This is a genomic window from Actinomadura rudentiformis (assembly GCF_008923185.1).
Taxonomy (GTDB): domain Bacteria; phylum Actinomycetota; class Actinomycetes; order Streptosporangiales; family Streptosporangiaceae; genus Spirillospora; species Spirillospora rudentiformis.
On sequence record NZ_WBMT01000029.1, the window covers coordinates 145,650 to 154,824 of the forward strand.

A 9,175-nucleotide genomic window follows, 5' to 3' on the forward strand; every position below is an offset into this window, starting at 1 on the left:
GCGGCTTGTCGGCGGGCGCGGGGCCACCGTATGCGGGGACGGACACACCGGTCATCCGTCGCGAGGCGGAGCGGGCATCCGCTGCCAGACGGGGAAGACGGCCCCCATCATCACGCACAACCCGCCTTGTGGGGGAGATCCGTTCCGCCGGTGGACGGGCGACTACGCCGGCTCCGGCGAGCACGGTTGAACCGACTGCCGGCCGGCGCACTCGCCGCCGCATCCGTCCCCCTGAAGGAGCACCGTCATGCATCGCGTCATTCGTCGCATCGGCGACGCCAGCGCCAGCCGACCATGGGTCACGATCGGGATCTGGACGTTCTTGATCGCCCTGGTCATCGGGCTGGCAGGCAGCGCCGGAGGCAAGTTCACCGACGACCTCATCGCTCCGGGCAGTCAGAGCGAGCGGGCGATGGAGCTCCTGGAGGAGCGCTTCCCCGAGGCTGCCGGTGGCAGTGCCAAGGCGGTCTTCGCCGCGCCGAAGGGGGAGAGGCTCGACAGTTACCGCCCCGCGATCCAGGCGGCCCTCACCCGGATCGGCGATGCGGAACGCGTGGTCACGGTGGCCGACCCGTTCACCGCCGGAACGGTCTCGCGCGATGGGCGCATCGGCTACGCCGAGATCACCTTTGATCGGCCGTCGGCCGGGCTCGGACCGGAGCCGGTGAAGGCGATCAGCGACGCGATCGAGCCTGCTCGAACGGCTGGCGTGGCGGCGGAGGTCGGCGGCGACGCGGCGTTCATCAACGCCGAGACCGCGACCTCGGGCACCGAAATCGCGGGTCTGCTGGCCGCGCTCGTCGTGTTGCTCGTCGTGTTCGGGACGCTGGTCGCCGCAGTGGTGCCGATCGCGATGGCTCTGATCACGGTGGGCACCGGGATGGGCGGCATCGCGCTGCTGGCCCACGCGATGGACGTCCCGAGCGCCGCGCCGAGCGTCGCGGCGTTGATCGGGCTGGGCGTCGGCATCGACTACTCCCTGTTCATCGTGGCCCGCTACCGCGACAACCGGGCGGCGGATCAGGACAACCGCACCGCACTGTCGAACGCGATCGCCTCGGCGGGCTCGTCGGTTCTGTTCGCCGGCGGCGCCGTCATCGTGGCGATGGGGGCCCTGTTGCTGACCGGCTTGGGCCTGCTGGCCGCGATCGGCTTGAGCACCGCGCTGGTCGTGCTCTTCGCCGTGGCCAGCGCGCTCACGTTGCTGCCCGCGCTGCTCTCGCTGCTCGGCGACCGCATCGACGCCGTACGCGTCGTTCGCCGCCGGTCCACCGCCAAGAAGGTCGAGGACGGGGCATGGTGGCGCATGGCCCACCGCGTCTCCGGCCGCCCTTGGCCGTACCTGCTCGGTGCGTCGGCACTGCTGCTCGCGCTGGCCGCCCCTGCGCTGTCGATGCAGACCGGCTATCCGGACGCGGGTGACGACGGGACGAACACCACTCACCGCCGCGCGTACGACCTGCTGGCCGAGGGCTTCGGTCCCGGGCACAACGCCCCGCTGGTCCTCGTCGCCGACCTGCGCAGCCCAGGCGTGAACGCCGAGACCATCCCCGCGCTGTCCGAACGCCTCACCGCCGATCCCGGCATCGCCTCGGTGGGCCCGCCGCGCACGTCCCCACGGGGAGACGCGGTCGTGCTGCCCGCGATCCCCACCGGCGCGCCCGCGGACCCGGAAACCGCCCAAACCCTGGAACGCGTTCGCGACCTCGTCCCCGGCAACGTCGCCGTGTCCGGCGTGACCGCCTTGACCGACGACGTCACCCGGCAGCTCGACAAGACCCTCCCGATCCTCATCGCCGGCGTCCTGGCCGCCTCGTTCCTGCTGCTGATGGTGCTCTTCCGCGCCATCGTGGTACCGCTGAAGGCCGCCGCCATGAACCTGCTCTCGATCGGCGCCGCGTACGGCGTCGTGGTCGCGGTGTTCCAGTGGGGATGGTTCGCGGACCTGTTCGGCCTGGACGGTACGTATCTGATCGCATCCCCGCTGCCCACGATCTTCTTCGCCGTCCTCTTCGGCCTGTCCATGGACTACGAGGTGTTCCTGCTCTCCCGCATCCGCGAGAGCTACGACACCACCAGGGACAGCACCGAATCGGTGGCCCGCGGCCTGGCGGGCACCGGCCGAGTGATCACCTCCGCCGCACTGATCATGACGGTGGTCTTCCTCGGCTTCGTCGCCCACCCGTCGCCACTGGTGAAGATGCTGGGCCTGGGCCTGTCAACGGCGATCCTGCTCGACGCCACGATCGTCCGGATGGTGCTCGCCCCCGCGGCCATGGCTCTCTTGGGCCACGCCAACTGGTGGCTTCCCCGCTGGCTCGACCGCATACTCCCTCACCTGAACGAGCGCGCCGAGACCCCTCCGCAGCAACCCGAGCCCGAGCCCGCCACCGTATCCAGCTAGCGCGTAACGCAAAACGATGCCGCTGGTGATGGTTCAGGCTGGTCCTGAGCCAGGAGAAAGGCCGAGCCATTGTGCAGGCAATGGCTCGGCGCCGCGGTGGGTCTCCATGAATCAGAGCGCGGTCACGTCGTGGTCGTCACCTCGCAGTCCAAGACGCGGCCTTCCGCCGTCCCGATCAGCATCCGGCCGTCCCGCTCAAGGCTCATCGACAAGGGGGTGCCCGGGATCTCCGTCCGCCACCGGACCGTCCCGTCAGCCGCATCCAGGGCGAGGATCTCACCGGACCTGAGTGCGGCGTAGACGGTGTCGCCGTCCGCCTCCAGCACGGTCACTATGAAGTCGCCTCGGAAAAGCCAGTCCACCGCTCCGTCCGACAGCCGCCGCCGGACGATGTACGCGGCGTCGGCCATCCGTCCCCTCCGCGCCGCCAGACCGCCCCCGTGCACTAGGGCGCCGCCCCCAACCCGGACGGCGGGCCCGCCGAAGATGAGCCGGTCGACCTTCGCCTCCCATTCGAGCGGGAACAGCCACCGGACCTCCCCTTCGGGAACGCCGACGGACACGATCCACGTGTCGTCGCTGGGGAAGGCATCGTTCCGGCCTTGGAGGAAGTACAGTTCGGGGCTGTTCCGAACGCGCAGGACGTGTCGGCCGCTGTCGTACCGCCCCAGTGCGACCCGGCCGACCTCCACCCCCTCGGGGCTGACGAGCCGGGTCTGTGGCCGTTCCTCCTTGTAACGCGCGTCGCGCAGCGCCAACCAGCCGTCGTTGCGCGTCGTGAACATCATCGATGTCCCGTTGTCGAACGTCTCCAAGACGTTCCCGTCCGCGAGGGCGACGCGGAGGGCCCGCCCAGGACGCCGCATCCAGCGGCCTTTCACAAGGCGCTTCCCCTCCGAGATGTTAACCATGGCCGACCGCTCGTCAGGGGCGACGGCGATCTGCCGCCCACCCGCCTCATCCAGAACGACCCACTCCCGTTCTCCCGAGGCCAACCACGCCTCCAGCGCGATTCCCTCCAGCACGGCCAGGACGCGCCCGTCGTCCAGACGCGCCACGTCCCACACCTGCCGCCGCCGCGTCCACCCGGGGAACAACTCCAGCAGCTCCGCCTCGGCCCCACGCTGGGCCGGCGTCTCGATCAGCGGCTCATCGCCGGGAGGCAGGCTGATCGTGTGCTCATCCGCCCATGTCCAGTCCCTTTCGAGGACGAACTCGTGGCCGTGGGTGCCCGCGCCCTCCCAGTCCTCGCTGTGCGGAGCCACCAGGAGGCGCAGCGTCCGGTCGTCCAGCCACTCGACCAAGCGAACCTCCCGGTCCGCGTCGAGCATGGACCTCGTCCACCCCGACTCCAGATCCACGAGCAGCAACTCGCCGTTGAAGAGGTAGCCGCCGTCGTAGCCGCCCGTTCCCACGGCCGCAAAGGGAAGGCTCGGGTGGAAAGCGATCGACCTCACCGGCCACCGCAGCCGCAGCAGGTGTTCCAGACGCAGGTCGTCGGCCCAGTAAACCCCCAGGCGCCATCCCTGCCACCACGTGTTGCAGGTCATGTCGCCGTGCCAACCCAGCCAGCCCAGGTCCCCGCCGACCAGGGTCCAGACCCCGTTCGAGGCCACCACGTCCGGAGCGCCGATGTCGGCGAACGGCTCGTCCCCCAGAATCCTTCGCACGTTCAGGCCCATCAGAACCCCTCGCAGTCGAGAACGCGGCCGCGTCGACGGCCACAGTCATGATCGCGCGAGCGTGGGCGTCGGCGTTCTCCCACCACGAGACCAGGTCAGGGACGCAGCGCCCTGCCGTCGGCCTCTTTGAACGAGCTGTACCAGAAGGCTTGGCTGAAGTGTTCGGGGTTGGTGAATCCCCACCGGGCGGCGATCGTGGTGGTCGTGTGGCCGGTCGCACGTCACGGACACTGCAGACGTCGAGGGCATCGGGTCATTGGTTCCGGGTCTCGTAGGCCTCTCGGCTGGACTCGATGTGCGGAACGTGCTCGATGGCCCAGCTGGCGAGGGCCAATGCGGGTGGAATGAGGCTCTTGCCGGTTGGGGTCAGCGCGTATTCGACCCGTGGCGGGACCTCGGCGTAGACCGTTCGGGAGACCAGGCCGTCGCGTTCGAGGTTCCGGAGCGTCAGCGTCAGCATGCGCTGGGAGATCCCGGGAACCTGCTGGTGCAAGTCGGTGAAGCGCAGGCTTCCCTGATCGAGGGTCGCCACGATCAGCAACGTCCACTTGTTGCAGATGCGGTCGAGGATGGCGCGGATCGTCCGCCCTCCGTCTCCTCGGATCATGCAGGTGTGCTCGTACTCCGACATGACAACCCTCTGTCTGTAACGCACATGCGTGTGCCTTTTGTAAGGCTTTCAATAGTGACGCATGATGAGGCTACTTACGGCTGATAACCATCGTGGCCAGCGCCACGTTCCGAGCCTCCGAGGTGCCTTTCATGGAGATTTCCTATTGGATCGTGGCGGCGCTCCTGGCCGTCTTCTACCTCTACGCCGGAGGCAAGAAGGCCATCCAGAGCCAGGAGCAGCTCCAGCCGATGATGGGCTGGGTCGACACCGTTCCCATGCCGCTCGTGCGGTTGATCGGAGTCCTGGAGGTCCTCGGCGCGGCCGGTCTGATCCTGCCGCCACTGACCGGGATCGCAGTCTGGCTCGCCATCGCTGCGGCGATCGGCCTCGTCCTGATCCAGATCGGCGGCATCGCCGTCCACGTCTCCCGTGGCGAGGCCCGGCAGATCGGTCTCAACATCGCCCTCCTGGCAGCCGCTGCGGCAGCGGCCTGGCTCGGCACGACCTGGCTCTGAACCGTTCGCCCGACGTCCCGGCCGACCGACCTCGGGCACCTCTGGGACGGTCTACCACCGGCCCTAGAACAGTAGCCATCAGGCAGACTCTGCCCATCTGCGCGACGTTCTTCGTCATGCAGGTGGGCAGAGTTCTCTGTAGGCCGCTTGCAGGTCGGTCGCCTCCGGCACACTCAGCGCCTGCACTGCGGTGATGACCTCGGCTGCACGCCAGTAGTTCGAAGGGACGAGGCGCCCGCTCGTCACCGCCTCCATGGCCGCGTGGGCGGCCTCGTCCGGCTGGTCGGAGGCGAGCAGCGCGAGGGCGAGGTCAAGCCGAGCGGAGGCCGCTCGCCGGGGCCGGGCAGGGCCGACCGTGGGTCGCTCCAGCCGATCGAGCACGCCGCGGGCGTACGGCTCGGCCGCCGGATCGCCGAGCCACGAGAGCGTTGTGGCGGTGTAGGCGTCGCTCTTGGCCGGGTCATACCGGAAGTGGTGCTCGGGCCGGTCGGGCATCGGCAAGGGCTCCACGAGCCGCTCGACGCGCGCCAGGGCCTCGCGGGTTTCTCCGGCCGCACCAGTCACCCCATCGGCCGCGAGCCGCGCCCACGCGCCCCTCCTGTGCGGTCGCCTGAATGAACGCTGAGCCGTTCTTGGGCGCTACCTCCTGGGCGCCTCGTGAGAGCTTGACGGCCTGCCGGTAGTCGCCATCGGTGATGTGCTGCCACGCCTGCGTCTCCAGCGTCCAAGCGAGGATCTCAGGGTGCCCCACGTGTCTGGCGAGCTGTGCGGCGGTCCGCAGGCGCGCGGTGGCGGCCGGGCGGCGGCCGAGGTCAACGTCGCACGTCGCGGCGAGCAGGGACAACCAGCCTCCGACGACGACCAGGCGGCGTCGCTCGGCCAGAGTCATTCGCGCGTCCATGAGCTGGGAGACGTAGGCGAGGTGCTGCCGCGTGCGGGCGAGCAGTTCGTCAGGGGCCGAACTCGGGTAGGCGGACGCGAGATCGTCCACGGTCATCTCCAACGCCACAAGCGTCTCGTCCCCGACGTCGGTGGCGGCCACCCTGCGCGCGAGCTCGATGGTTTCCATCGTCTCGCCAAGGGCGTCATGGGTCACAGCACGGATCGGGACCGGCTTGAGTTCGGCGAGCGTGCCGTCGGCGTCAAGTAGCTCGTCGAGCCGTTCGGCGAACTTGGGCGAAGGCACCTTGTCACCCGCGCGGATCTTCGACAGGTGCCCGTGATCGCACGGAACCATGCGGGCCAGCTCCCGTACGCCGATGCCGCGCTCATCCATGAGGACGCGCAGCTTCTCGCCGAAGGTCATTCGCTCCACCCGTTTCGCCCGCCGGCGGGCGAACGCCGGTGATCCGAGGGCCTGACCGGAGGTGAGTCCGGCTTGATGACGACGGTAGCGGAGACCAAGAACCGGCTACGCCTGGACTTCCCCGGATGGTCCATCATCACCACCAACCGTGGCCGCTGGTGGGCGACTCGCAACCCCGTGCGGGATCCGACCACCCGGCGGCTTGTTGACCACAGCGTGACCGCTCTCGAAGCCGACACCGCCGAGGAGCTACGCGACAAGCTCACCGAGGCGACACGATGACCACCGGCGAGATCACTGCGTATGTGCCGTTCGCCGTGGACACTGCGCGGGCACTGGAAGCAGAAGTGGCGCGAAGCGGCTTCAACCAGGCTCAGTTCATCGACTTCGCCGTGCGGGCATGGGTGCTCCTCCAGATGCACCAGGCCAGCGGCGGGAAGGTGTTCCTGCAAATGCCCGACGGCAGGATGCACGAAGTGGTGTTCGAGCCGCCCGCGCACGACTGATCCCAAGAACGTGGCCATCTTCTGGCCCGCTGGGGCTCCGGTTCGCAGGAGCGCTGGCCTCCTGCGGGCACTGTGGATCGATGCTGGCAACCAGGACGAGTACCACCTCGACGCCGGCGCGGCGGCCTTCCGGCGGATGGTCTCGGCCGCCGGAGTGCCGGACGACGCGACCATCCGGCAGGTCGTCCAGGCCCTGTCAGATGTACGGCGCTGTCTTCGATCTGGAGGCCGTTTCAACCGATCGGCGGAATTGCCGTATCACCGAACGACATTCATCCCGTTCGCCGCTCAGGCCCAGATTCTGATCATTTGTTCGATCACAGTGGAATTTGTGAGCCACTAGGCCAATCCTTGGCTGCAATACCGGCCAATCGGAAGGGCAATGCAGTGTCCGCAGAATTCGATCACGAGCAGGTCGCCATCCGCACCGGCCTTCGCTCTGATCTCCCGGTGATCGTCGCCGTGCACTCGACGAAGCTCGGCCAGGCGGTCGGAGGCTGCCGCCTCTGGCGTTACGCCGACTGGCGCGATGGGCTCGCCGACGCCCTGCGCCTGTCGGCCGGCATGACCGCCAAGTGCGCCGTCGCCGGTCTGGCGAACGGTGGCGGCAAGACCGTCGTCGCGGTGCCCGAGAGCACCGTCCTGGATGTGGCACTGCGCCGCAAGGTGCTGGAAGACGTGGCGGACGCCGTCGCGTCTCTGAACGGGGCGTACGCGACCGGTCCGGACGTCGGAACCACACCGCAGGACATGGCGGCCATCGGCGAACGCACCGCGCACGTCTTCTGCAAGCCGGAGGAACGGGGCGGCAGCGGTGACTCCTCACCGGCCACCGCGCTCGGCACGCTGGCCGCCCTGCGCGCCGTCAGGCAACGCCTCCACGGCACCTCCGCACTCACTGGTGCACGCCTGTCGGTGGTGGGGCTCGGCAGCGTCGGTCTGCGGCTGGCCCGCCTACTCGCCGCCGAAGGCGCCGAACTCCTGGTCAGCGACATCGACCCCGCCAAGCGCGAACGCACCGGCGAACTCGGCGCCACCTGGGTCGCTCCCGACGAAGGCCTCACCGCGGACGTGGACATCCTCGTCCCCGCCGCGCTCGGCGGGACCCTCACCAAGCAGATCGTGCCTGAACTGCGCTGCGCCGCCATCGTCGGACCCGCCAACAACCAGCTCGCCACCCCGGACGTCGCCGACCTCCTGCACCGGCGCGGCATCTTCTGGGTGCCGGACTATGTCGCCAGCGCGGGCGGTGTCATCAACGCGCTCACCATGGAACTGCATCACGGCACCGCCCACGAGGCACGCAAGCGCGTCGAGGCCATCGAGCACACCGTCGCCGACCTCCTCCACGCGGCGGACCATCAGCAGGTGACCCCCGCCCAGGCCGCATCCCAGCTCGCCCAGCGCCGCCTCGACACTGCCACGTGACCCGAAAGCATGCCGTGGCCACCAAGCTCGTCCTCGTGGTCCGTGACAACCTCAAGCCCGCGGTGTTCGCGACAACCTCAAGCCCGCGCCGGCGGTGAACGCGGCCGCGGCGGTCGGGCTCGGCCACTCCGCCTTGATCTGGGCCACGTCTTCGTATGCCGTGCCCCATCAGCGGCGTCGACCTGCGGTTTTACGCCCGCCTGATGCAATTTCCGAGACTTGTGGTGCGTGTGGCCACGGAAATCGTGACCTCGACACTGCGGCGGACGAGGTCGGTCGGCCGCGATATCGTCCACGGGCCCGGCGATCAGGCGGTCGGGCATGGCGGTTGGGACTTTTGTGCGTTCGACTTGACGATTCGTGGGTGAGTATGCGATCCTGACTGCGGGATTGAGGTTGACTCTTAATGTAAGTGTGGACATCTGTCTGCGTTTTGATTTATGCTGCCCTTCCGCACTAGCCCTCGACATCCCGCTCCTCCGTATCGGCTGTGATGTCGTCTGGCGTGCGTGTCGTCAGTTCGCCGCGAGCCCTCGGAAGGGACATCTGTTGGCAGCCACGCGCAACGCCTCCGCCGTATCCACTGGCCCCCGTCGCGTCTCCTTCGCGCGCATCAAGGAGCCGCTCGAAGTCCCGGACCTCCTTGCTCTGCAGACCAACTCGTTTGATTGGCTGCTGGGTAATGAGAGGTGGAAGGCCCGGGTCGAGGCGGCCCAGAAGG

Annotated in this window: 10 protein-coding genes; 6 read left to right on the top strand and 4 right to left on the bottom strand. The window is 68.7% G+C overall.

Going from position 1 to position 9,175, the window contains the following annotated elements; translation table 11 throughout:
• Positions 1-247 precede the first annotated feature (247 nt).
• On the top strand, positions 248-2,404 hold the full coding sequence (locus tag F8566_RS44835) for an MMPL family transporter (RefSeq protein ID WP_151569656.1): 2,157 nt from the start codon (positions 248-250) through the stop codon (positions 2,402-2,404).
• 122 nt (positions 2,405-2,526) lie between these two features.
• Here F8566_RS44835 and F8566_RS44840 read toward each other — a convergent pair whose 3' ends face one another.
• Together F8566_RS44840 and F8566_RS44845 are read right to left on the bottom strand one after the other, a co-directional pair.
• Positions 2,527-4,074, bottom strand: coding sequence for a PQQ-binding-like beta-propeller repeat protein (locus tag F8566_RS44840; protein WP_151569658.1), 1,548 nt, complete (start codon positions 4,072-4,074; stop codon positions 2,527-2,529).
• A 265-nt stretch (positions 4,075-4,339) separates the two neighbouring features.
• Positions 4,340-4,717 carry a winged helix-turn-helix transcriptional regulator gene (locus F8566_RS44845; RefSeq protein ID WP_151569660.1) on the bottom strand — a complete coding sequence of 126 codons (378 nt, stop codon included), beginning with the start codon at positions 4,715-4,717 and terminating at the stop codon, positions 4,340-4,342.
• A gap of 131 nt (positions 4,718-4,848) precedes the next feature.
• On the opposite strand from F8566_RS44845, the gene F8566_RS44850 reads away from it, so the two are divergent.
• Positions 4,849-5,214: a DoxX family protein gene (locus F8566_RS44850; protein WP_151569662.1), complete on the top strand. Its 366-nt coding sequence runs from the start codon at positions 4,849-4,851 to the stop codon at positions 5,212-5,214.
• Positions 5,215-5,328: 114 nt separating this feature from the next.
• On the opposite strand, the gene F8566_RS51980 is transcribed toward F8566_RS44850, so the two are convergent.
• Both F8566_RS51980 and F8566_RS44855 read right to left on the bottom strand, forming a co-directional pair.
• Positions 5,329-5,709, bottom strand: coding sequence for a hypothetical protein (locus F8566_RS51980; protein ID WP_225994099.1), 381 nt, complete (start codon positions 5,707-5,709; stop codon positions 5,329-5,331).
• Complete coding sequence (locus F8566_RS44855) at positions 5,675-6,520, bottom strand: helix-turn-helix domain-containing protein (protein ID WP_225994100.1); 846 nt, start codon at positions 6,518-6,520, stop codon at positions 5,675-5,677. Before F8566_RS44855 ends, F8566_RS51980 begins: the two co-directional genes overlap by 35 nt.
• A gap of 75 nt (positions 6,521-6,595) precedes the next feature.
• On the opposite strand from F8566_RS44855, the gene F8566_RS44860 reads away from it, so the two are divergent.
• From F8566_RS44860 to F8566_RS44875, 4 genes are read left to right on the top strand one after another with little or no spacing between them, the layout of a single operon-like run.
• The gene (locus F8566_RS44860) at positions 6,596-6,802 is read left to right on the top strand and encodes a hypothetical protein (RefSeq protein WP_151569664.1); all 207 of its coding nucleotides are present in this window, start codon (positions 6,596-6,598) and stop codon (positions 6,800-6,802) included.
• Positions 6,799-7,026 (top strand): hypothetical protein, encoded by a 228-nt coding sequence (locus F8566_RS44865; RefSeq protein ID WP_151569666.1) that lies wholly within the window; start codon positions 6,799-6,801, stop codon positions 7,024-7,026. Before F8566_RS44860 ends, F8566_RS44865 begins: the two co-directional genes overlap by 4 nt.
• Before the next feature lie 10 nt (positions 7,027-7,036).
• A complete protein-coding gene (locus F8566_RS50595) occupies positions 7,037-7,369 on the top strand; it encodes a hypothetical protein (RefSeq protein WP_192810203.1) in 333 nt (110 codons plus the stop codon).
• 44 nt (positions 7,370-7,413) lie between these two features.
• On the top strand, positions 7,414-8,454 hold the full coding sequence (locus F8566_RS44875) for a Glu/Leu/Phe/Val family dehydrogenase (RefSeq protein ID WP_151569668.1): 1,041 nt from the start codon (positions 7,414-7,416) through the stop codon (positions 8,452-8,454).
• Positions 8,455-9,175 lie beyond the last annotated feature (721 nt).